Genomic DNA, 23,060 nt, shown 5'->3' with positions numbered 1-23,060 from the left:
ATTTCGCGAGAGAAAACTGATTTATGTCCATTATTGATATTCACCGCACTCATACTCTGGACAAACAGCACGCACGTGAAGCGGCTGAGACCTTGGCTGCGGATCTGTCTAGCCGTTTTGCTCTGACTTACGCTTGGGAAGGCGATGTTATGAAAATCAAGCGCAGCGGAGTGCAAGGCCAGCTCACGATTAATCACGGCGACTTGCACGTTTACTTGGAGCTAGGGCTTATGTTGCGGCCGATGAAGGGCCGGATTGCACAGGAAATCGAGTCCCAGCTAGATCAGATTATCCGCGTTTGAAGCTGTAAAGCGGCTCGCATCAAAGCGAGGCGGGTAGCTCAAAGGGCTGCGACTGACCAGCCAGTATGTTGTCCATAATGTGCTGTTCACGCAGCACTAGCCGGTCAATGAGTGTGCCGACGTCAGCCATACACCGAAACGCGCTGTAGCCGCGGTGCAGAAAACTGTGCAGATCCTGCAGGTTGGCCATCTCCGCCGGTCCGCGGCCCATCGACAGCAGCCATCCCAATGTTCGGTTGCGCACGTAGCGGTCAAGGCGATGGCCCACATCGGCGATCAGTTCAATCTGGCGCAGTCGCTGGTGTTGGTCATTGGCGTAACGGTAGGCCCGGCAGTAGTCCTCTACTGCCAGCGCCTCGGCACTCATCTGATGGCTGTGCAGTGCGCTGGCCAGATTATGGTCCAGTTGCTGGGTCAGCAGGTTGAGCTCCACCAGTCTGGCCAGGGTTCGTAACTGGTGGTCTGGCAGCCACTTCACCATTTTTGGAAAAACCCGATCGATATTGTCGTCGCGATGGCTCATTCCTGCGGGTGCGTACAAATCCGTCAGCAAAAACTCCAGCCCCTCGTGGTAGCCCTGGGTCTGGTATAAATCTTGGTGAGTCTGTTTCAGCCGAGCAGCCTGCCACCTGGCCACCTGAGCGCTTTGCTGTTGCAGTGGGTTATGGCTGTTGCCCTGACGAAAATCATGATATGCCAGCAGCCAATACTGCAACTGACGAGCGTTATCGCTGTGAACGGCGGTTTCAACCAGGCGCTGGCGATACATGAAAAGGCTCCGGCTGGGCGGTTGAATCTGGGGCGGCATTGTAACCGAGTAGCGTGATGTGTGCTGAAGTGTCACCAATAGCGACTGGGAACATCAGGCGTCAGCAGTCGCAACCTGTGTTAAATCCGGTATCCATTTTTTGTCGTCCAGAATAATAAAGTGGCTGGGCGCCGTGGTTTCCACAATCTTCAAGTTTTTGCCACCTTGGCGGGCACTGGCCAGCATGGCGTTGCGGTCGAGCACCCGGTCAGTAGCTGGAATCAGCACAATGCCGCGTGTGATGTGCTGGTAAACGCTGGTGTCGGTGCGTTCCATCCAGGCCAGCAGATTGTCGATATTGCGCACAATGGTCAGGTGATCTTTAGTGGCGTGGAACAGCTTGCTGAGCAGTTTTTTCTTGCGCCGGTTCATTTTGCCAAAAAATGTCTGATTGTAAGCCGAATTGGACGTGCTGTTCAGCAGGCGGACAACCCACGGCCACATGCTGGGGCTGAGTGGTTCCAGTAATGCTAGCATCAGCGGGTGAGCGCGGCCCTGAGGTAATATCGGGGCTTCCAGTACCAGCTCTATGTCGTGGTAAAGCTCTGGCCATTGGCGAACAGCTTCTAGTGCCACCGCGGCACCGCGGGAGTGGCCGTGAATGCGCACATTGCTGCTGCCTATAAGATTGAGCATGGCCTGGTTGAGTATGCAGGCATCGTATTCGATTGTGCCGACCAAATGCTTGATGTCCACTGCCCAGTCGGGTGTCTGCGGCATAATGCCGCTAACCGGGACATGGTAATTGCTGCAGGTGATCAGGATCAGTTCGGTGGTGGGGGCGTTATAGGCTTGGGTAAAATAACAGTGGTTTTCCATAAAACCGTGAATACACACCACCGTGTTTTCGGCCGGGCCACTGTGATTGCGCACGGAAATCGCACCTTCGCCGATAGAAAATACTTGGCCCGAAAACATCTCGGCGTAAGCTTTTCCGATAGGTTTGATCAGTTTTCGAATATGGCTTGCCTGCATAATCTCTCCTGATCGTTATAGCGAGCGCCCGCATTGACAGCACAGTGGCTCGGATCTGTACTTATTATAGGCCTGCGGGTAAAGCCGTGCGCAACACTTTTACCTTGCGACGGGTATAAGCAGGCTCTGGAGGCGCCGGTGGATGTCTGGCACAATATCGTTCTACTCTCAGCCTCAGGATTCGCCGAGATTACCGCAACTTAGCTCATCCTATACAAAAGGCAGCGGATTTTGAGCCAGCAAGCTTTGCATTTGATGTTGCCTGCCGACGCAGGCTGGCTGGCTGCCGAACGGCCGGAAAATCCGCTGGTTACCACCGTGTTGCTTCGCGTTCAGGGGCTGACAGCTGCTCGCCTGCGAGAATTCTTGCATGTTTACTGGGGTGCCTGGGAGCGTTTTCAGTTTCGCCCGGAACCGTACGCTGGCTATTGGCGCTGGCAGAAAAGCGCAGATTTTGATGTGCGCCAGCACCTGGATATTGTGCTCGACCGTTTTACGGCACCCCAGCAGCAGCCCTGGATAAACGCCGTTATCAGCCAGCCGCTGCCCATTTACCGGCCATTATGGAAATTCTGGTTGGCGCCCAATGCTGTGGGTGGTGGGTTGTTGCTCCTGCGGATACATCATTGTTACGCCGATAGCGCGTCGTTGGCGCAGCTGTTGGAACAACTGTTCACCGCGTCGCCGCAGCAACACCCTGTACTCTACGGTGCAGCGCACCCGGCAGACCTCGAGCGCTGGCTGCAGTGCGCTAAAAATTGGCTGAGTGAGTGTGTTTTTGGTGCCGAGGGCCCTCCACCCGAAAACGACGCGGTACAGATGGCCGCCGCCGTTGGGCAGCTGCCGGGGACTTTTAGGTCGAGCGCTGCCACGGCGCTTGAGCTAGCAGGCCAGTTAGGCAGTTACCTGGCCCAGCCAGACGACAGTCCCAGCAACCTGAGCCTGCCATTAACCGGGCAGCGCCAGTGCTGTTGGTCTGCGGCGATTCCCGATGCGAGTTTACAGGCGGCGGCCCAGACGCTGGGCGTTAGCAGCCGCGACGTGCTGGCGGCCTGTCTAACGGTGGCTTTGCGGGCGCAGCTCGGGCTGAGCCCGCAGGCGCTGGAACAGGCCCAAATTAACCTGTTGCTGCCAGTAGATGTTCGTCCCCAACTGCCCGCCAGTTTAAGGCCAGCGCTGTCTGAGCCTGGTAATGGCAGTGGCAGTGAACGGTTGTTGCTGCCAATAGACGGTGACAGTTTTGTGGAACGGGTGTATCGCATAAAACAGGAGGTTCGCCGCCTTCGCGATAGCCTGCAACCGTTGCTAACCTGGGGTCTGACCGCCTACAGCGCTTTTTTGCCTGAAATGATAAAACAGACGCCACTATGGCCTTTTGCCGCTCGCCCCAGTGCAGCACTCGCCAGTTTCGACGGTGCCGGAGTGGTTCGCTATTTGGCGGGTTGTCGGGTTGACGAGCTGGTGGCCTGGAGTCCGCAAGTTGCCGATGCGGGAATAAGCGTGACCGCTTGCCGCTACGCCGGCCAGCTGCGACTGACAGTGGTTGCCGACCATTCTGCCAACCTGGATGTGCAGCGCTTTCAGAGCGATTGTATGGTGGCTTTGAATCAAGCGCTTGTCAGCCATCTGGACAATTGAGCCCCCACAACGTCGCGCATTGTCAAAAAACCTGTTGAGTGTCTACAGTATCGGGATCGGCGCCCGAGGATGGCACATCCTCAAGTGTGCGGCAGAGACCATCACTTCTTTAAGGAAGTTTCATGAGCAATGAACGGGTAGAAAGCGACAGCCTTGGCGAGGTCAGGGTGCCGGAAAATGCACTTTGGGGGGCACAAACCCAACGCGCCATCGAAAACTTCCCCGTCAGCGGGCAACCCATGCCGCCGGCGTTCATTGCCGCCGTGGTGCAGATAAAAAAAGCCGCGGCGGAAGCGAATGCCAGCCTGGCCTTGCTTAATGGCCCGGTTCGCGATGCCATTGTGCTGGCCTGTGACCAGCTTCTGGCCGGTGATTACTACGATCAGTTTCCGGTAGACCGTTATCAGACCGGCTCCGGCACCAGCACCAATATGAATGTTAACGAGGTGATCGCGACACTGGCCCAGCTCAGTGGTGTGGTGGTTCATCCCAACGACCACGTAAATATGAGCCAGAGCTCTAACGATGTCATCCCGTCGGCTATCCATATCAGCGCGGTGATAGCAATTCACCAGAATCTGGTGCCGGCGTTGACTCATTTACAGGGCGTTCTGTACGAACGCGAAGCCATGTACGGCGAGCAGGTAAAAACTGGCAGAACCCACCTGATGGACGCAATGCCGGTGACCCTGGGTCAAGAGCTTCAGACTTGGCGCGAGCAATTAAAAGCGACACAGGCGCGTATCGAACGTGCAGCAGATGAGCTCCTGGCGTTGCCCCAGGGCGGCACGGCTGTAGGCACCGGAATTAATGCCGTTAGCGAGTTTGCGCCCGAGTTTACCCGCTGTTTGAAAGCCAATACCGGCTTTGGCTTCAAGCCATTAACCCATAAGTTTGTGGCACAGAGCGCAGTGGATGCGCCGGTGGCGCTGTCGGCGCAGCTGCGTGGGCTTGGCATAGTGCTGACAAAAATTGCCAACGACTTACGTTGGATGAACAGTGGCCCTATTCACGGGTTGTCAGAAATTAGCCTTCCGGTACTGCAGCCCGGCAGCAGCATTATGCCGGGCAAAGTAAACCCGGTGATCCCCGAATCGGTAGCGATGGTCGGCGCACAAATTATGGGGCTTGATGCCTCTATCGCCTACGCTGGGCAGTCTGGTAATTTTCAGCTCAACGTGATGTTACCGTTGGTAGGTGCCAACCTGCTGGAGATGATTGGCCTGCTAAGCAATGCCAGCAGTCTGCTGAGTAACAAAGCGCTAAAAGGCTTTACTGTAAACGCCGAGCACCTAAATGCAGGTGTTGGCCGTAATCCCGTGCTGGTGACGGCGCTGAATCCGGAAATTGGTTACAGCCTGGCGTCTGAAATCGCCAAAGAAGCCTACGCCAGTGGCCGCCCAGTGATTGACGTAGCCGAAGAGCGCAGTGGTCTCAGCCGCGAGCGGCTTGAGCAGCTTATGGACCCGTTAAAACTGACCCGCGGCGGGCTCGCAGAGCAGTGAGTGTCCATTTCGGCTCATGGGTGAACCTACTGAGCTTCTGAGAGTCCGAAAAAACAGAAGGGGCACTTCAGACGGGATGCTCCAGACAAGACAATAGTGGTCCGCGTGATCAGACTGAACGAATAATCGTTACACATACCAAAGTATTTGTGGAGGTAGTAATGACAACATCCTGTAGCATCCCCGGCATGACTGTGCCGCGCAGCCGATTTCCGGATCCTGAACAGGATCTTTCCGCAGACCAGGACGGCGGTCAGATAATACTCGCAGGCGGCTGTTTCTGGTGCGTAGAGGCGGTCATTATTGCTATGAACGGCGTGCACTCGGTTGAATCCGGTTACACTGGTGGATCTGCTGGCAGCGCTAACTATCATGCCGTCTGCACCGGCACCACGGGCCATGCTGAAGCAATCAAAGTTGAATACGATCCGAGTCAGGTGTCATTGGGCAGCTTGCTAAAAGTATTCTTTTCGGTGGCTCACGATCCTACCCAGCGTAACCGCCAAGGTAACGACGTTGGCACCCAGTATCGTTCGGCCATTTTTTATCAGTCCGCACAGCAGCGCCAGGTCGCGCAGGCTTACATCGAACAGTTGAACCAGGCAGGCGTGTTCAACTCGGCGATTGTGACGGAACTGGAGCCGCTGGCGATCTTCTACGTAGCAGAAGCAGATCACCAGAACTTCGCCGCTCGCAACCCGGGCCAGCCCTATATCATGGCGGTTGCTGCACCCAAAGTGCGGAAGTTGGTTGACCAATACAGCGATCGGCTAAAGCCCGGCGTAACGTCTAGATCTACCGACGACCAATCGAATAAAGCGTAAGGAGCACTGTTTTGGCCGAATCTGCAGCCGGATACGATCTGACGCCGCTAACAGCGGAACAGATTGAAGACAAAGCCGTTAGCCTGAGCGCCGACGAGCGAAGAATATTGTTAGACCATGGCACCGAGCCCCCGTTTTGCGGCACGTTGCTGGACAATAAAAAGCAGGGTGTTTATGAATGCCGGCTGTGCGACTTGCCGTTGTTTAACTCTAACGCCAAGTTTGATTCAGGTACCGGCTGGCCCAGCTTTTTTCAGCCCTTCGATCCGCAGCACATTCGTTATATTGGAGACGATACATTGGGCATGCGTCGCACAGAAGTGCGCTGTTCGCGCTGTGACAGCCATCTGGGTCACGTTTTCCCAGACGGCCCGGCGCCCAGCGGTCAGCGCTATTGCCTGAACTCGGTGGCTCTGACGTTCAAGGAAAACGCCAGCGCTTAGCTGTTGGTGGGTATCATGGTGGTTAACAGGTAGCCAGTGTACGACACGTAGACCAGCGTTAGAATACCACCGTCTACCCGACTGATGATGCGGCTGCGGCCGGCAAAGCCAAAGCCCATCAGCAGTAGGCCAACGGTCAGCGCCAGCATCAGTGACCAGTCGCGGTAGAGGACCTCTGGGTCCACCTGCAAAGGGCTGATGGTTGCGGCAAGACCGACCACTGCGAGAGTGTTGAAAATACCCGAACCCAGAATGTTGCCGAGAATCAGGTCATGTTCATTTTTGCGCACGGCGGCCAAGGCTGACGCCAGCTCCGGCAAAGACGTGCCAACGGCGACAACGGTCAGGCCAATAACCAGATCGCTGACGCCCAAGCTCTGGGCAACGTAAACCGCGCCCCAAACCAACATTCGGGAACTGACGACCAGCAGCACCAAGCCCACAATCAGCCAGAAAACGGCGTTTCTCAGCGGCATGGGATGAGCCAACGCGCTTTCCTTTAGGCCAGCTTCAACAGAGTCGTCTTTATTACGCAGGCCCTGGAATATGAACCAGCCCATCACCGCCGCGAAAACCGCTAGCAAAACCCAACCGTCGGTGTGCGACAGCTCGCCATCAATTAGCTGGTAACCGGCAATCAGGGTAAGGCCGACGAGCAGTGGTAGTTCCTTGCGGATGATTTGTGAATGCACGGTTATGGGCGCAATGATGGCTGTTAAGCCAACAATCAGCGCTATGTTGGTAATGTTGGAGCCGTAACCGTTGCCCAGAGCCAAGCCGGAGTTGCCCTCCATCGCGGCTATAGCAGAAACCGCCAGCTCGGGAGCCGATGTGCCAAAGCCGATAATCACCATGCCGATTAGCAAGGTGGGCATGCCCCAGTGCTTAGCGGCGGCTGCGGCCCCGTCTACAAACTTGTCGGCGCTCCACAACAGAAGAATTAAGCCGGCAATGATTGCACCGATCGCCAGTAACATACCTGCTACCTCTTTACTAAACCTGGGGGTGTGAGACTAAATTTGCGATGATATTGTCTGGAAAAGTCCGGAAAATCAATTACAACGAAGACAGGCTCCGGGGGCCAAGTGAGTCTTTACATGACGCGCAACCGTTGCTTATTACAGTGTAATAGTGCGCCGAAAGCCGGGATAATCGTTACATCGCATTCAGGAAACAGTTGCCAGCATTATTATCTCCATCTGGCTGGTTTCCGACAGGCTCTTTTGCTGATCGTGAAAGAGCACACAAGCTCAATACTCGCTAGGGTGAACAACCAATGGCCGTAAGACAGGCAGACGTAGTGCTGGTCGGTGGGGGCGTCATGAGCGCTACCCTCGGCATGACATTGAAGCAGTTAGACCCAACCATGGACATCGTTCTGGTGGAGCGTCTGGGCCATATTGCCCACGAAAGCACTGATGGCTGGAACAATGCAGGTACCGGTCACGCCGGCTACTGCGAGCTGAACTACACCCCCGAGACCGACGAGGGCGATGTGGCCATCGACCGGGCTTTGCAGATAAACGCCCAATTCGAAGTAACGCTGCAGTTTTGGTCTTACTTGGTGGAGCAGGGCATCTTGCCCGATCCGAAAAAATTCATAAACCGTACCCCGCATCAGAGCTTCGTCTGGGGCGAAAAAGACGTTGCCTTCCTTAAACGCCGCTTCGAACGCTTGAGTGCGCATCACCTGTTTCGTGAAATGGAATACAGTGAGTCGCCGGAAGAGCTGGCCGAGTGGATGCCGCTGATCGTTAAGCACCGTGACCCCATGCAGCGTGTTGCGGCTACCCGGATAAAGCACGGCGCCGATGTGGATTTCGGTTCCCTGACCCGCAGCATCGTGAGGCATCTGGAAAGCCAGCCTGGTTTCGAGCTAATGCTGAACAGCTCGGTGCACTATATTGACCAACGCGATAACGGGCGCTGGAAAATAAGGGTCAAAAATCAGGAAACCGGTAAACAGACTAAACTGGAAGCCGGCTTTGTGTTCCTGGGTGCGGGCGGCGGTGCTCTGCCCCTGTTGCAGAAATCAGGTATTGATGAAGCCGAAGGTTATGGCGGTTTTCCGGTGAGCGGCCAGTGGTTGGTGTGTGACCGGCCGGAAGTGGTGCAACAGCATCATTCCAAGGTTTACGGTAAAGCGCCGATTGGTGCGCCGCCGATGTCGGTGCCACACCTGGATACCCGCATTATTAACGGCGAGCCGGCCCTGTTGTTTGGACCCTTTGCCGGCTTTACCACCCGCTTCCTGAAACAGGGTTCGGTGTTTGACCTGATCAGTTCGGTGCGCTCGTCGAACTTGCGCCCCATGTTGTCGGTGAGCAAGTCCAACATGGATCTGACCCGCTATCTGATTGGTGAAGTGTTTCAGTCCCACCGCGACCGGGTAGACGCACTGCGCAATTTCTTCCCGGATGCCCGCGAGGGCGACTGGCACTTGCAGGACGCAGGCCAACGGGTGCAGATCATCAAAAAATCCAAAGACGGCGGCGGCAAGCTGGAATTTGGTACTGAAATAGTTGCTGCCAAAGACGGCACGTTAGCCGCACTGCTGGGAGCCTCGCCTGGCGCCTCAACAGCCGCAAACGCGATGCTCGACGTGTTGCAGCGCTGTTTTCCCGAGAAAATGAAAACCCCGGAGTGGCAGGCGCGCATGAAAGTTTTGGTGCCATCGTACGGCCAGTCTTTAGAAGAGGACGAAGAGCTGCTGTTAAAAGTGCGTGAGCGTACGCTCACCACCCTTAAGCTCAAACCGTGACGCAGAATCCTGACGGGGCAAGCGCATAAAAAAACCGGAGCCTGGTGAGCTGGCTCCGGTTTTTTGTTTTACGTTGCCGATAATAATGGTGCTGGCGATACTAGACGGGCCATCAGATCTGCTGCTGGCGGCCTTGCGCAGCGATTAACATCGCGTGCATCAGTTCCTCAGCGTCGAACTTGGTAAGCGCGGTATCAGCACCGACCTGTTCGGCATAACTCAGGCTCATTTCGCTGTTTAGTGAGGTATGCAGAATAATGTATGGCTGGTGCAGTTGGCTGTTGTCGCGCACCTTGAACGTCAGTTCATAGCCGTCCAGGCCCGGCATTTCGATGTCACTCACCAGAATATTCACCGGTTTGCCGTGGGCGCTGCTATCCAGCAGGTACTCGAACGCTGCCGTGCCGCTTTCGGTTACCTGATAGCCAATATTCTTGCGATCCAGCACGTCGCAAAGCTGTTTGCGCGCCACCCGTGAATCATCTACCAGCAGAATCGACATGTTGCGTAGGGTTTCTATCTCCATATCATTCAGCAGCACGTCCTGACTGTTCAAAGACTCCGGGTATACCCTAGCCAGCAGCAATTCCAGATCCAGCAGTTGCACCAGAGCGCCATCAAGGGTTAGCAAACCGGTAATAAACGCGTTCTTACCCAGCGCTTGGGGCGGCGGTAACACCTTTTTCCAATCGGCTTCAACGATGCGTTGCACGCTGCGCACCATAAAACCGATTTCCTGACGCTGCACGTCGGTCACGATAATGGAAGCCTCGGCGCGCTCCTCCGCGCTTAACGCCGGGTAACCAATAGCCGCGGCCATATCGATTACCGGCACCGCCGCGTTACGGAAGGTGGCCGTGCCAACAATGGCGTGGTGGCTATGGGGCAGGCGACTAAGACGCCTGAACGGCATGATTTCGCGAATTTTCAGAGTACCCAGGCCAAACTGCCGGTGATCTGTCAGTTGAAACAGCAGCAGTTTTTGCAGCTGCTTGGGTTGGCTACTCATAAGCGCACCTGTCAAAAAACGAAATATGTACCCAGTATTACGGGTCGAGCAATACAGCATAACCGATGAGGGTAAAAAAACAGCGTTACTGACACATTTTATGCGAGTACTTATTTAGCATGTTATCGTCTGTTTTTGAGTGATAGCCCATTTGCTGTGCCGAACCGCAAACGTCAAAGGAATGAACGATGCGACCCGTCCCGATATCCATTGCTGTTGTGGTGATGTTAGTTAGCCTGTCTGGCGCGGCAAAAGCCGATTACTACCGCTGGACCGACGCTAACGGCGTTACCCATTTCACCGATAAGCCCAAAACGCCTGGCAGCCAGGCGATCAATTTCCGCAGGCCCACTGTGATTCCTATCGCGGACAATAACCGACGCCGTGGCGACCGTTTGCAGGGCCTTCAGCCTGACACACCGAAGAACTCGGTTCAGGGTAAAGCTCGAAAGCCCGTACAAGCCAATGCGGCCCAGACTGCCCAGCAAAAAACCTGTGAGAATTATGCAGACCGCATCGGCAATATAGAAAGCCGATTGCGCGCCGGTGGCTATTCAGTCTCTCTAGGAAACCGGCTAAGACGCGACAGGCGGGAGTTGGCCAGCAAGCGGGCCTGGGAATGTTTGCGGCGATAGTGAGCGTATTTGCGTCATTATAAAAAAATTGAGCAAAATTGCGACGGTTCCAAATACCCATCGAATGGATAGGGCTTAACGGCCAGTTCGCCCAGCCGTTGTCGTTGGGAGCTGAAGTCATTTTGCATTAAGCTGTCTGCCAAATCAGTAGCAGAACCATTGAACGGTTTGCGGAATCAGGATTTTATCAAGTAGGTTTTTTTAAGAACTAATGTTTTTGTTTGGCCTCTTTTATTAACCAGCTACGAAAAATTTCAGCGTGTGGGTGAACGTATTTATTAGACGGACGCAGGAGATAAAAGGCTTCGGCTGTTGGGACTTTTTGTGCAAACGGTGCCACAAGTAGGCCTTTTTCGAGCATGTCTTCGACCAAACTCGTTCTGCCGAGGGCGAGGCCTCCCCCGTGTTTTGCCACCTCTAGCGCAGAAATCAAGGTATCAAACTGAATTTCATGGGAAAACCGGATATCAGACAAACCAGCCTGATCGAGCCAATGGCCCAAGCCTTCCTCGTAACCGATAACGTGCAGCAGCGTCTGTTTACTTAGTTGTTCGCAGGCACCCAGGTCTGCTTGGTTGATCGACCCAAGGGTGCTCGCCAGACGCGGACTGCAGACAGGAAATAGCTCGTCCCAACTCAGCCGATCGGCATCGAAGCCCGGCCAATACCCCTTGCCGTAGCGAATTCCCATATCGGAATCATGAGTGTGTATCTCCTGGTCCAGCCAGATATTGCTGGTGAAACGCATACCCACATCCGGATATTGCTGGTAGAAGCCGGCAAGCCGAGGGGCAATCCAAGTGGTAAAAAACACCAGGTTCACTTTGACAGTTAACAATCGATTTTTGCTCTGACCGAAGATTTCTTCGGTTGCTGTGGTAAGCCGCCTGATGCACTCATGCACCACTGGCAGATACGCCTTGCCTTCGTCTGTCAATTCCAAGCCCCGCGGTAATCGCCGGAACAGAACCGTGTAGAGCTGGGACTCAAGTCCCTTAATGTGCTGACTGGTTGCGGCCTGGGTCAAATTCAATTCAACCGAAGCCTGGGTCAGGTTCAGATGGCGTGCTGCTGCTTCGAAAGTCCGCAGCCAATTTAACGGTGGAAGTCTCTTTTTCATGGTCCGCAACTCTATTTTTGTTGTTGAGCGCCGCAGTGTGTTTTGTCTTTTGATTTAATGCCGCCATCTCGCCAGGCATGAAAAAGCGGTGGCTCACCTTGTGAGTACACCGCCAAGAATCAACTTACAACAAACGGGCGATCACTCGGTACGTTTACTTCATCGTTGGCATCGAGAATACGGCGCCCTCGCGGACTCCGGCGGAAGGCCAGCGCTGCGTAATAGCCTTCCGACGCGTGTAGAAACGCACACCATCCGGGCCGTAGGCGTGCAAATCGCCAAACAGAGAACGCTTCCAGCCACCGAAGCTATGATAAGCCACCGGTACGGGTAAGGGTACGTTAATGCCGACCATGCCGACCATAATATGGTCGGTGAAATAACGGGCGGCTTCGCCATCCCGGGTAAAGATGCAGGTACCGTTTCCGTATTCGTGAGCGTTGATCAAATCCATGGCCTCCTGCATGGTTTTAACGCGCACCACCTGAAGCACCGGTCCAAAAATTTCTTCCTGGTAGCTTGTCATCTCAGGAGTAACTCGATCAATGAGCGTGCCACCCACGAAAAAGCCGTTTTCGTGGCCGTTAACGACCTGGTTACGACCGTCTACGACAATGCGTGCGCCCTGCTTCTCTGCGCTGTCGATATAACCCACGATTTTGTCGCGGTGTTGAGCGGTGATCACGGGGCCAAAGTCATTGCTGGGTACGTTGTACGCACCCACTTTCAGCGCTTTCATGGCTTCGGCCATCTTGGCAACCAAGGCATCAGCGGCAGCGTCACCCACGGCAACCGCAACCGACAGCGCCATACAGCGTTCACCTGAAGAGCCAAATGCGGCGCCCAACAGCTGGTTCACCGTATTGTCCATGTCAGCATCGGGCATGACGATGGCGTGGTTTTTGGCACCGCCCAAAGCCTGACAACGCTTTCCGTGAGCGCTGGCGGTGGTGTAGATGTACTCGGCAATGGGGGTTGAGCCGACGAAGCTAACCGCTTGAACGCGAGGGTCTCGTAACAGTGTATCCACTGCTTCTTTGTCGCCATTGACCACGTTCATAACACCGTCAGGCAAGCCTGCTTGTTGCAACAGTTGAGCAATGAACAGGGTGGAGCTAGGGTCGCGTTCTGAAGGCTTCAGGATAAAACAGTTACCGCAAACAATTGCCATCGGGTACATCCACAGCGGGACCATGGCCGGGAAGTTAAACGGCGTTATACCTGCAACTACGCCCAACGGTTGGAACTCACTCCAGGCGTCAATGCCGGGGCCAACGTTGGCGCTGTGCTCGCCTTTCAAAAGTTCGGGAGCACCGCAGGCGTACTCCACATTTTCGATCCCGCGTTGCAGTTCACCAAGAGCATCGTGTTGAATTTTGCCGTACTCTTCACCAATTAACTGGGCGATGTGATCTGCGTTTTGCTCAAGCAGTTCCTTGAAACGGAACATGATACGGGCACGCTTGATGGGTGGAGTCGCGCGCCATGCAGGGTAAGCTGCTTGTGCCGCTGCGATAGCCTGTTCGACCGTGGCTTTAGATGCCAGCGCAACCTGCCGTGTGGAGTCACCGGTAGAGGGATTAAAAATAGGCTGGGTGCGGTTTTTGTCGTTAACAATCTGGCCGTTAATTAAATGTCCTACGGTGCTCATAATATGTCCTCAAAGTGAGTTCACGCTGCGCGTGTAAAGGTTGTTTCTATCAAAAAAGTTGTTGGGTTGCCAGCTTCACCAGAGCTTTTTGTAAAGTTCGATAATCTCATCGGCACTGGGTATACGGGGGTTGTTGCCCGGGGAACCAGACTGCAAAGCCTGCTCAGCCATGGTGGGCAGCAGCCGGAAAAATTCGTCGCGATCGATACCGAACAGTTCTGGAGTCGGCACTTCCAGTTCGTCATTCAGGGCATAAAGCTCGGCCATTAGTTTGCTGTTGGCAACGTCAGTACTGTCTTGCTCAGAAGCAACGCCCATAGCACGAGCACAGTCAGCATAACGCTCCGCAGCGGCGGGAATGGAAAACTCGGTAACCGCAGGCAGTAACATGGCGTTGGACAATCCGTGGGGCACGTGGAAAGCGGCGCCAATCGGTCGGCTCATGCCGTGTACCAAAGCCACCGAGGCGTTGGAAAAGGCAATGCCGGCCAAAGTGGATCCCAGCATGACTCGCTCGCGAGCCTGTTTGTCGGTGCCATCATGAAACGCGCGGCGCAAATTCGGACCGATTAAGCGCATTGCTGCAATGGCCTGAGCGTCGGTATACAGGCTCGCCTTCTGGCTAACGTAGGCTTCCATCGCGTGGGTCAGGGCATCAATACCGGTATCGGCGGTGGTGCGCTTGGGCAGGCTTAAGGTCAGGTTAAAATCGACCAAAGCCGCTAACGGCATAAAACCAACGCCCACACACAGCATTTTTTCATCGTTGGACTCGTCTGTGATGATCGTCACTTTGGTCACTTCTGAGCCAGTGCCGGCCGTGGTGGGTATGGCAATGATGGGTAAACCCAACTCGTTAACAATGCGCGGAAACTTATAATCCCGCATTACACCGCCAAATTTGCCCAGAATACTGATGGCCTTCGCGCTGTCGATAGGGCTACCGCCGCCAAGGGCGATAATACTGTCGTAATCACCGTCGCGTACTTTGGCAACGCCCGCCTGTATTGAGCTAATCGTAGGTTCCGGCACGGTGTCATCGAACACGTCGGCCGACAGTCCACTCGCCGCCAGGCAGTCCTGAATAGTTTGGGTGTAACCGAGTTTAACCATCATCTTATCGGTGATAATTAATGGGCGATTGCAGCCCAGGCTCGCCAGCACCTGCGGTAATTGCTGTGAGGCTCCTTCACCAATTTGCAGAATGCGCGGGAGAATGACTTGAGTAACCATATTTTGCTCCACTTGTTTCTAACGTTGCGGGCCTCACCCCACCGTAGATCTGAGGCCCTGAATGGTGGTTTGAAGATCAGAGAGAAACTGTAGCCACAGCTACGTCAGGTCGCCTGGTTAGCAATTCAGCGTCACTTGCCACGGCAGCGGCCCCTCAAACAGTGATTTAAACAGACCGTCGATGGCCATGATCAGTATGAATGAGAAGGGTAACGCGGCAAAGATGGTGGCGGTTTGCAGAGCCGCCAGGCCGCCAGTCAACATGTAGGCCGTCGAGTCGAACACCACAAACAGCCCCAGAATCACCATCGTCAAACGCATATTAAGCTCACTCAATACACGTATACCGCGGTCTACACCGGTAATGACCGATATCATCGCAATGACTGAAATCACGGCAATCAAAAGGATATAAGTCGACGTTGAAATCTCAACGCCTAGCAGGTAATTCAACCCGGCATTCATTTGCTGCGCGCCCATCCCCAGAGTTGCTGGTTTTCTGCAATAAAGGGATTGCCTTGGAAATACGAAATAGGCTCGGCAACACTCCAGAACAGGATGCCAATACCAATACCTGCCCCAAACAGCATGGAGAACCAGGAAAAATTACTGAACTCTGGCTGATCAGTGTCCTTGCACAATCGTATGCTGCCGAAACGGGTAAACACCAAACCAATCACCAGAAACAAAATAACGCTGACCAAACTCACGTAATACCAGCGTCCACCGACATGACTGGATGAATCCCAGCCAGCCAGCCAGCCGAGCAGATATAGTCTTTTTTGTTGTTCATACATTGCGACCTTTTTTGGCGTTTTTAAATTATTTTTGTTCGCTCTGTCTGACTGAATTCTTGATATGTCTCTGCATCCTCAATCGAAGTGCCGCCATTTTCGTTGGGTTTGGTTGTAGATTGAAACCAATAAAAATCGCCCCTAAGGTGTTGTTTTTTTTATGGCTTGCGCCACCACCACGTCAGCCACTACCTATAAATAAATCGGGGTCTCAGAGCTCTTTTTTATCGTTGGTTCTAGCGTCAGTTGTGCTCTTAACATAATCACCACCGAATCATCGTCGGTTTTCACAACAGCTCAACAAACGTTGATGCACAGCGAGAAGGGTTAAGAGCAATGACAAAAAAGAACTCCCTGCCGTTAGAAGGTGTGCGCGTTGTTGATTTTGGCCAGCAGATTGCCGGCCCTGCAGTAGCTATGGTGTTGGCCGACTTCGGTGCGACAGTTGTGCACGTCGATCCGCCCAATGGCCCCCAATGGGACCACCCAGCTAATGCCGTGTTGAACCGTAACAAAAGCTGTCTGAAGTTGGATTTAAAAAGTCAGTCCGGGTTGGCTCGGGCCCAAAAATTGATCGAAAAAGCCGATATCGTTATCGAAAACTTCCGCCCGGGCGTCATGAAAAAACTGGGTTTAGACTTCGTAAAACTGCGTGCTAATCGTCCCGAACTGATCACCCTGTCAGTGCCGGGTTTTGCCAGCAACGATGATCTGCGTCGTGAATGGAAGGCGACCGAAGCCTTGGTGGCTGCCACCTGTGGTGCGTTCACCGACATGGGCTTTAACCGAGTGCTGATGGGCGTTAATCCTAGCTTTTCCCCCCTCCCGCTCGGCTCAGCTTACGCCATCTCACTCGCTTCAAGTGCCGCCGTACTCGCGTTATTGGAGCGGGAAAAAACAGGCCGGGGTGACCACGTTGAAGTACCGGTAGCCGCTGCCTTGATGGAAGGTTTGTCTTACAACTCCTACGTTATCGACGGCCTGCCCAGCCGCTACAAGACCATGCGGGAAGATGAAATCGAATACCGCAAAGCCAATAACATCGAGTTTGATCTGAGCTACGAAGACCTGCAGGAATATCTCGACCCGTTTTATCGCACCTATGAGTGTGCTGACGGTCGTATGTTCTACTGCGTTTGCCCATCGCATCGCAATCATGCCAAACGTGCATTGATGCTGCTGGGTGTCTACGACGAACTAAAAGCCGCTGGGCTGCCCGAAGTTGAAGATTTGCACGCGCCCGTCGCCGAGTGGGATGGCGAGACCTCTATTGGCGTTTATCCACTACCCAAAAAGTGGGCTGACATCATCTCCGAGAAGATGAAAAAAGCGTTCCTGGCTAAGACATCCACAGAGTGGGGTGTGCTGTTTGGCGAGGGTCAGATTCCCGGAGCGCCGCATCGCACCACTCAAGAGTGGGTGAATGATGAACACACCAACGCTGCTGGCCTTATTGTTGAGGTTAACGATTCTGAGTATGGCCTGATGAAGCAGCCCGGGCCAATCGCCTGGCTGGAAGAGTTCGCCGCAGACATGCTTGCGCCGCGTCCTCGCAAAACGGTTTCGTTTGATGAAGCACTGGTTGAGCTGTCTTCAGTTGCAGCGCAGGAAACGGTAACCCGGCCTACTGGCAAGGCCATTCAGCCAGCTAGCGGCAACGGCTGGCTGGAAGGTCTGCGTATTCTGGACCTTACCAACGTGATTGCAGGGCCGCATTCAACCGCTTTTTTAAGCCGCTTTGGGGCAGAAGTGATCAAGCTGGATACGGTCAAGCCGATGTACGATCCTTTGATTGGCGTATTGTTCACTTTCCAGACCAACGTCAATAAACAAAGTGCGTTGATGGATATAACCACAGCTGAGGGTCGTGAGGGATTTAACCGCCTTGTACGCTCGGTGGACATGGTTGTGATTAACGCGCCTGATCGCCAAATGAAGCCTTTGGGATTGGATAATGCCAGCCTGCAGGCCTTGAACCCCGGTGTTCTGTTCTGTCGCCTCGATTGCCTTGGTGGTCCTTTGCCCGGGCCTAAGACCGACTACATCGGGTACGACGACATTATTCAGGCAAACAGTGGCATCATGAGCCGCTTCGGTGGCCCGGCTACCCCAGAAGAGCACGCTCACATAGGCACTCTCGACGTAAACTGTGGCTTTGCTGCGGGCTTGGCGATGGCGGTTTCCCTCTACCACAAGTTGAAAACTGGCCAGGCCACTCGCGCACGCACCTCCCTGTCTGCGGTGACCAACATTGCCCAAATTCCGTTTGCCTTTGACTACAAGGGCCGCGCGCCCTTCAATGAGCCATCGGGACGGGAGGCAATGGGCCACCACGAGTTGTCGCACTTTTATAAAACCAGTGATGGCTGGGTTTTCCTGGACTCAAACCGCTCGGAGCTGGACAAGCTCGAAGGCATTGAAGGTTTACAAGGCATCGGCGCAGCGGCCAGTACCGGCGAGTTCTTACGCGCAGCTTTCCAAACAGCGCCGGCCAATTACTGGGCAGACATTCTGCAGGAAGCGGGCATTGCAGCAGCCCAACCGAATGCCATTGAAGACCTGCGCGAACAGTACAACCGCGAAGCCGATGGTACGCCAGGAACGACTTTGGGCAGCTTCTCGTTTTCAACCTACTCCAACCATCCAAGCGGCCACCGTATTACCCAGATTGACCACTGTTCGATTCGCCCTACAGATGCATCTACCCGCGCCTTTACACCGGCAGAACAATTCGGTTACTCCACCCGCAGCGTTCTGGCCAGCATCGGCTACTCCGAAGAGGAAGTGGAATCGATGATTGAGCGCAAAATTGCAGGCCTGAATTGGAGCAGGCAATACTTACCGGGTGTGGAAAGCTTGCAGGTTGTCAGTCCGGCAATCAGTATCGGCGAGATTTTACGTGCAGCTTCTCAGCCAGCGCTGGCGATCGTCTCGCCCGAGGTGTTGCAGAGCGAGGGAGCCGTTTGTTGGGCAGTGAGCCAGTAGCGTAGGTTTGCGCTGGCAATAATCTCTGACACGTCCAAAAAATATAGACAGCAAAAAGCCCCGGCGAGCGGGGCTTTAAAGTTCTTTGAGTTCCGGTGTCTTAGGAGTTGGTAAAAACTCAGCTTTTTTGGAAGAGCTGGGCTTCGCGGTCCTTGAAAGCTTTAAATTCTAAAGCGTTTCCCGAAGGATCGTAAAAAAACATGGTGGCTTGCTCCCCCGGCTCACCTTTAAAGCGAATGTAGGGCTCAATTTCGAAAGCCACTCCGTGTTCACGTAGTTTTGCAGATAGCGTGTTCCATGCATCCATTTCCAGAACCACCCCAAAGTGCGGAACGGGCACGCCGTGGCCGTCTACCGGGTTTTTATGAGTGTTTGCGGATTGCCCTTTCAGTGCAGGGTTGAGATGACAAACAAACTGATGACCGTACAGGTCGAAGTCGACCCAGCTGTCGGACGAGCGGCCTTCAGGGCAGCCTAGAAAATCACCATAGAATCGGCGAGCTTCGTTTATGTCTCGAACTTGTATGGCGAGATGAAATGGATCTTGCACGGCCATAGTGTGTGCCCCTTTGTGATAAATATGAAATGAACGATTGAATGTCGCTAGGCAGGTTTTTTTGACGCAACCTTCGTTGTGATTTCGGAAACACCATCAAGGCTCAAGTATAGCGTTGCACCGCGTAGTAGAACATCAACGCGGCCCTGCCTTGCTAGCGCGTAGAGCTGCGCACAGTTCTTGAGACTGGCGACTAGAGAACGGCACACTGGGTCTCATGCGTGGTGATCGAGCGACTATTGCCCTAATGTCAGCATCTTACCCTGAATCCCAAATTGTGGAGGTACCCATAGGTGCCAACGCGAATATCGCTACGCTCTGAAAACATGCATTTAAGGTCTGAACGCTGGCGCCAAAGTTGCTAAGGGTTTCGAGCACTTAGCGGAGAAGAACCGAGGCGATATTGTGCAATAAGGCTGCATTTCTGGTGCCTATCGTTTTACTGGCGTATACCAGTAGTTCCGGACGGCAATAAGTTAATTCTGGCTGGCGATGGCCTAGGTACAGGTACTCTGGACAGTGTAGAAGCCATTAATGACGGGTTCGGAGCCTTGCTTTACCGGCACAAAATTGTTCTCGATCGTTGCTATGACTGGCTATTCTAGAAAAGGCTCCTGAGTCAGATTCCGCTCAGTGACGTTTTTATTTTCTAATTTATCTGTTTGGTGTATTCAGCCTGAACAGGCATTGACTATCTCGATACCAAGCAATAACATTGTTTTATAGCTGGTGTATACCAGCAGATTCACAGAAAAATTGACCGCACAGAGGCAATATTCCATGAGTGCCATACCTGAAAATCCTTATTTGCTATTGACGCCAGGACCCTTATCGACCAGCCCCACGGTCCGTCAGGCTATGATGAAGGACTGGTGTACTTGGGACGCAGAATATAACGAGTTGGTGAATAGCATTCGTAGCCGGTTGGTTGAGCTAGCGGTCGAAGCACATCCTGCAGCGCGAGAAAAGTACACGTCGGTGCTGATGCAGGGGAGTGGTTCAGCCTCAGTTGAAAGTGTTATTGGTTCGGTCGTGCCCAGAGACGGAAAGCTGCTGGTGCTGGCGAACGGTACCTACGGTAAGCGTATCGCACGGGCCGCAAACATACTGGCTATCGATAACGAGGTGTTGGATTTTGGCGAGCAGGGTGCCATCGACTTAGAGGCATTACAGCAGAAGCTTTTGGGCGACCACGGTTTTACCCACTTGGCGGTTGTACATTGTGAAACAACCACCGGACGCCTGAACCCGATTGAAGAGATTGCGCCTGTTGTAAAGCAGGCAGGCCTCTGTTTGATGGTCGACGCGATGAGCAGTTTTGGCGGTGTCCCCATCGATATGGTTGGGCTGGGGATAGATTACCTGATCAGCAGCGCCAATAAGTGCATTCAGGGCGTTCCTGGGTTTGGTCTTATCGTTGCCAAGCGGGCCGAAATCGAATCAACCAAGGGTTACTCCAGGTCTATGTCCCTTGATCTTTATGATCAATGGCACGCTATGGAAACAGGTGGAGGTAAGTGGCGTTTTACCTCACCGACACACACCGTCCGAGCTTTCGATCAGGCTCTGATTGAGTTGGCAGAAGAAGGCGGTATCGCAGCGCGCTGTGAACGATATCGGAAGAATCATCAGGTACTTGTAAGCGGCATGCGGGAGCTTGGTTTCGAGACCATGCTGGAAGATGAGGTGATGTCTCCCTTTATTACAACTTTCTATAATCCGGGTGCCAAGAGTTATAAGTTCGAAGAGTTTTATGCGCGATTGAAGCGCCGTGGATTTGTTATTTATCCCGGCAAGGTATCGGACGCTGACTGTTTTCGGATTGGCAACATAGGTCATGTTTTCCCAGAAGACATGGAGCGGCTTATTGACGCTATTCGCCTTGAACGCTATTGGCTTTAACTTCATTGCAGACATTGCAGGCATTGAAAATCATTTAGATCTACCTTTTTAAAAGAGGAATTGTTATGAGTGTCAACGGCCAAGCAAAGAAAAAACCAGTGAGCGTTGTCGATTATAGTTATGTAAGAAAATATACCGGGCCCATAAAAGCCGTCATCTGTGACTGGGCAGGAACAACGATCGATTATGGTTCCAGGGCGCCTATTATTGCTTTTCTGGCACTGTTCAAATCTCATGATATTGATGTGACTGAGGTGCAGGCACGCGAGCCGATGGGAACTGAAAAAAGCGTTCATATTCGTCGCATGCTTGCTATGCCAGCTATCTCAGATAAATGGCAGAAGATAAAAGGTAGGCCTGCGACGGAGGAGGATGTACAGACCCTTTATAAAGAGTTCTTGCCCTTACAGCTGGCCAGTATTCGCAACTGTGGAGATCTTATTCCGGGTTGGCTTGAGACAGTCGATGACTTGCGTGGTCAGGGGATAAAACTGGGCGCTAATACGGGCTACAACACTGAAATGTTTGCTCAAGTAGCTGAAGTCGCTCGAAACGCTGGCTATGAAGCCGATGCAAACGTCTGTGCGACTGAAGTTTCGCAAGGTCGTCCGTATCCATACATGGCACAGGCAGTGATGGAAAAGCTCGGTGTGCTGGAAGCGCAAGCCTGTATTAAAGTGGACGATACCGAAACGGGTATTGAAGAGGGTCTCAATGCGGGCATGTGGACAGTGGCTGTTGCATTGAGCGGCAACGCAAACGGTTTAAGTCATGAGCAGTGGTCGGCATTGTTAGCGGACGCGCAGGCCGCGGTGGCAGAAAAGTCGCGTAGACAGATGGCCTTGTCTGGTGCTCACTATGTGATTGATTCAGTGGCTGATTTGCCAGCTGTCATTGCCGATATCAACGCAAAACTTGCAGCCGGAGTTCAGCCGTGAATGGGCCTGTTTTAGATAATAGACTGGCCCCCGCGGCTATCTATGAAGAACTGGCCAGGTTGTTTGAAAAGTTTGGTGATGAACAGTACGGTGAGGCGATAACTCAGCGTGAGCACATGCTGCAAAGCGCGCACATGGCTGAGGAGCGCGGAGAGTCGGACGCGATTGTGGTCGCAGCGCTGCTTCATGATGTCGGGCATTTCTTTAGCCCACAGACCGAGGAACTGGTGTCGGACGGTCGACCTGAGCAAAACTTCTGTCATGAGGTGTTGGGAGCACGCTTTCTGGAATCCTGTTTTGGTCCTGAAGTGATTGTGCCTATCCAGCTCCATGTCGCCGTTAAACGCTATTTATGCTCTGTCGAAGAGGGTTACTACGAATCGCTTAGTGAGGCATCAAAACATAGCCTGGTATTGCAGGGTGGACCGATGACTCCGGCCCAGGTAGAGAAATTCAGTGCAGGGAAGCATTCTGATGCTGCTATTGGCCTGCGGTATTGCGACGATCACGGCAAGCAAGTAGGTATCGATATTCCTGGTCTGGAATACTACAGGGAGCTGATCATCAAAATGGTGAATAAAGACTTAAGGGCAGCCTGATTAGCGTCCGAGTCTCCGCTGAACGCACTGAACCCGAAGCATAGACGGCAACGGGTGAGGTGTGGGGCGTTTTGACTCTCGCATTCAGCTTCCGGGAAGATCAGCGGATTTATGGCTGCGGTGAATCCTGTGCAGGTGGCGATGGCACTTTCATCGCTTCATCTAGCGAGTTGTTCAGAGGTTGCCTAGAGTTTTTCATACTTATTCAGCAGTCTTCATTACCCTCCTCGTTGCACCAAAATAGCCCCCTTACCCGCACTAAAATAAAGCGCTATCTGTGGAGTTTTTGATAAATCGCCTTATATTGGTGCTCATTACTTGTATTGGTCTATACCATTCTTTTTATTTTTCTTCTTTTAAAAAATTCTTTTAATTTTTTTAT

Annotated in this window: 21 protein-coding genes; 11 read left to right on the top strand and 10 right to left on the bottom strand. The window is 53.4% G+C overall.

Annotation, left to right across the window (positions count from 1 at the left end):
* The first annotated feature begins 23 nt into the window (after nucleotides 1-23).
* Complete coding sequence (locus tag ABA45_RS16245) at nucleotides 24-302, top strand: polyhydroxyalkanoic acid system family protein (RefSeq protein ID WP_048387884.1); 279 nt, start codon at nucleotides 24-26, stop codon at nucleotides 300-302.
* A gap of 19 nt (nucleotides 303-321) precedes the next feature.
* Here the strand turns inward: ABA45_RS16245 and ABA45_RS16240 are convergent, their stop codons facing one another.
* A complete protein-coding gene (locus ABA45_RS16240; protein WP_048387883.1) occupies nucleotides 322-1,071 on the bottom strand; it encodes an FFLEELY motif protein in 750 nt (249 codons plus the stop codon).
* Nucleotides 1,072-1,164: 93 nt separating this feature from the next.
* Entirely contained in the window at nucleotides 1,165-2,085 is a 921-nt protein-coding gene (locus ABA45_RS16235) for an alpha/beta fold hydrolase (RefSeq protein ID WP_048387881.1), read from the bottom strand.
* A 231-nt stretch (nucleotides 2,086-2,316) separates the two neighbouring features.
* Here ABA45_RS16235 and ABA45_RS16230 point away from each other — a divergent pair, with 231 nt between their 5' ends.
* The 4 genes from ABA45_RS16230 to msrB all read left to right on the top strand — a co-directional run bounded on the left by ABA45_RS16230 (nucleotide 2,317) and on the right by msrB (nucleotide 6,495).
* Entirely contained in the window at nucleotides 2,317-3,723 is a 1,407-nt protein-coding gene (locus tag ABA45_RS16230; protein WP_048387880.1) for a WS/DGAT domain-containing protein, read from the top strand.
* A 122-nt stretch (nucleotides 3,724-3,845) separates the two neighbouring features.
* The gene (locus ABA45_RS16225; protein ID WP_048387877.1) at nucleotides 3,846-5,228 is read left to right on the top strand and encodes a class II fumarate hydratase; all 1,383 of its coding nucleotides are present in this window, start codon (nucleotides 3,846-3,848) and stop codon (nucleotides 5,226-5,228) included.
* Between the two features lie 161 nt (nucleotides 5,229-5,389).
* Nucleotides 5,390-6,052, top strand: coding sequence for a peptide-methionine (S)-S-oxide reductase MsrA (gene msrA, locus ABA45_RS16220; RefSeq protein WP_048387875.1), 663 nt, complete (start codon nucleotides 5,390-5,392; stop codon nucleotides 6,050-6,052).
* Between the two features lie 11 nt (nucleotides 6,053-6,063).
* Nucleotides 6,064-6,495 carry a peptide-methionine (R)-S-oxide reductase MsrB gene (msrB, locus tag ABA45_RS16215; RefSeq protein ID WP_048387874.1) on the top strand — a complete coding sequence of 144 codons (432 nt, stop codon included), beginning with the start codon at nucleotides 6,064-6,066 and terminating at the stop codon, nucleotides 6,493-6,495.
* Here msrB and ABA45_RS16210 read toward each other — a convergent pair.
* On the bottom strand, nucleotides 6,492-7,472 hold the full coding sequence (locus tag ABA45_RS16210; protein WP_198147001.1) for a calcium/sodium antiporter: 981 nt from the start codon (nucleotides 7,470-7,472) through the stop codon (nucleotides 6,492-6,494). The genes msrB and ABA45_RS16210 overlap by 4 nt on opposite strands.
* Nucleotides 7,473-7,771: 299 nt before the next feature.
* Between ABA45_RS16210 and mqo the strand changes: the two genes are divergently transcribed.
* Entirely contained in the window at nucleotides 7,772-9,256 is a 1,485-nt protein-coding gene (mqo, locus tag ABA45_RS16205; RefSeq protein WP_048387872.1) for a malate dehydrogenase (quinone), read from the top strand.
* A 112-nt stretch (nucleotides 9,257-9,368) separates the two neighbouring features.
* On the opposite strand, the gene ABA45_RS16200 is transcribed toward mqo, so the two are convergent.
* The gene (locus ABA45_RS16200) at nucleotides 9,369-10,265 is read right to left on the bottom strand and encodes a chemotaxis protein (protein ID WP_048387870.1); all 897 of its coding nucleotides are present in this window, start codon (nucleotides 10,263-10,265) and stop codon (nucleotides 9,369-9,371) included.
* Between the two features lie 188 nt (nucleotides 10,266-10,453).
* On the opposite strand from ABA45_RS16200, the gene ABA45_RS16195 reads away from it, so the two are divergent.
* Nucleotides 10,454-10,900: a DUF4124 domain-containing protein gene (locus ABA45_RS16195; protein WP_048387868.1), complete on the top strand. Its 447-nt coding sequence runs from the start codon at nucleotides 10,454-10,456 to the stop codon at nucleotides 10,898-10,900.
* Nucleotides 10,901-11,108: 208 nt separating this feature from the next.
* Here the strand turns inward: ABA45_RS16195 and ABA45_RS16190 are convergent, their stop codons facing one another.
* From ABA45_RS16190 to ABA45_RS19120, 5 genes are all read right to left on the bottom strand, one after another.
* The gene (locus tag ABA45_RS16190) at nucleotides 11,109-12,020 is read right to left on the bottom strand and encodes a LysR substrate-binding domain-containing protein (protein WP_048387866.1); all 912 of its coding nucleotides are present in this window, start codon (nucleotides 12,018-12,020) and stop codon (nucleotides 11,109-11,111) included.
* Between the two features lie 154 nt (nucleotides 12,021-12,174).
* A complete protein-coding gene (locus tag ABA45_RS16185) occupies nucleotides 12,175-13,671 on the bottom strand; it encodes a CoA-acylating methylmalonate-semialdehyde dehydrogenase (RefSeq protein ID WP_048387863.1) in 1,497 nt (498 codons plus the stop codon).
* A 75-nt stretch (nucleotides 13,672-13,746) separates the two neighbouring features.
* Nucleotides 13,747-14,904 carry an iron-containing alcohol dehydrogenase gene (locus ABA45_RS16180; protein WP_048387861.1) on the bottom strand — a complete coding sequence of 386 codons (1,158 nt, stop codon included), beginning with the start codon at nucleotides 14,902-14,904 and terminating at the stop codon, nucleotides 13,747-13,749.
* A 117-nt stretch (nucleotides 14,905-15,021) separates the two neighbouring features.
* Nucleotides 15,022-15,384: a BCCT family transporter gene (locus ABA45_RS19125; protein WP_048387859.1), complete on the bottom strand. Its 363-nt coding sequence runs from the start codon at nucleotides 15,382-15,384 to the stop codon at nucleotides 15,022-15,024.
* Nucleotides 15,366-15,701 carry a BCCT family transporter gene (locus ABA45_RS19120; protein ID WP_048387857.1) on the bottom strand — a complete coding sequence of 112 codons (336 nt, stop codon included), beginning with the start codon at nucleotides 15,699-15,701 and terminating at the stop codon, nucleotides 15,366-15,368. The genes ABA45_RS19125 and ABA45_RS19120 overlap by 19 nt, the downstream gene beginning before the upstream one ends.
* A 333-nt stretch (nucleotides 15,702-16,034) precedes the next feature.
* Between ABA45_RS19120 and ABA45_RS16165 the strand changes: the two genes are divergently transcribed.
* Nucleotides 16,035-18,683, top strand: a complete 2,649-nt coding sequence (locus tag ABA45_RS16165) for a CoA transferase (RefSeq protein ID WP_227506065.1) — start codon at nucleotides 16,035-16,037, stop codon at nucleotides 18,681-18,683.
* A gap of 118 nt (nucleotides 18,684-18,801) precedes the next feature.
* Here the strand turns inward: ABA45_RS16165 and ABA45_RS16160 are convergent, their stop codons facing one another.
* Entirely contained in the window at nucleotides 18,802-19,239 is a 438-nt protein-coding gene (locus ABA45_RS16160) for a VOC family protein (protein ID WP_048387855.1), read from the bottom strand.
* A gap of 780 nt (nucleotides 19,240-20,019) precedes the next feature.
* On the opposite strand from ABA45_RS16160, the gene phnW reads away from it, so the two are divergent.
* From phnW to ABA45_RS16145, 3 genes are all read left to right on the top strand, one after another.
* Complete coding sequence (phnW, locus tag ABA45_RS16155; RefSeq protein WP_048387852.1) at nucleotides 20,020-21,141, top strand: 2-aminoethylphosphonate--pyruvate transaminase; 1,122 nt, start codon at nucleotides 20,020-20,022, stop codon at nucleotides 21,139-21,141.
* A gap of 65 nt (nucleotides 21,142-21,206) precedes the next feature.
* The gene (gene phnX / locus ABA45_RS16150; RefSeq protein WP_048387850.1) at nucleotides 21,207-22,079 is read left to right on the top strand and encodes a phosphonoacetaldehyde hydrolase; all 873 of its coding nucleotides are present in this window, start codon (nucleotides 21,207-21,209) and stop codon (nucleotides 22,077-22,079) included.
* A complete protein-coding gene (locus tag ABA45_RS16145; RefSeq protein WP_048387848.1) occupies nucleotides 22,076-22,678 on the top strand; it encodes an HD domain-containing protein in 603 nt (200 codons plus the stop codon). The genes phnX and ABA45_RS16145 overlap by 4 nt, the downstream gene beginning before the upstream one ends.
* Nucleotides 22,679-23,060: the final 382 nt, after the last annotated feature.

The organism is Marinobacter psychrophilus (assembly GCF_001043175.1).
Lineage (GTDB): Bacteria > Pseudomonadota > Gammaproteobacteria > Pseudomonadales > Oleiphilaceae > Marinobacter > Marinobacter psychrophilus.
Note: the sequence above shows the minus strand (reverse complement) of the source record. Positions and strands in the feature narration are given on the sequence as shown.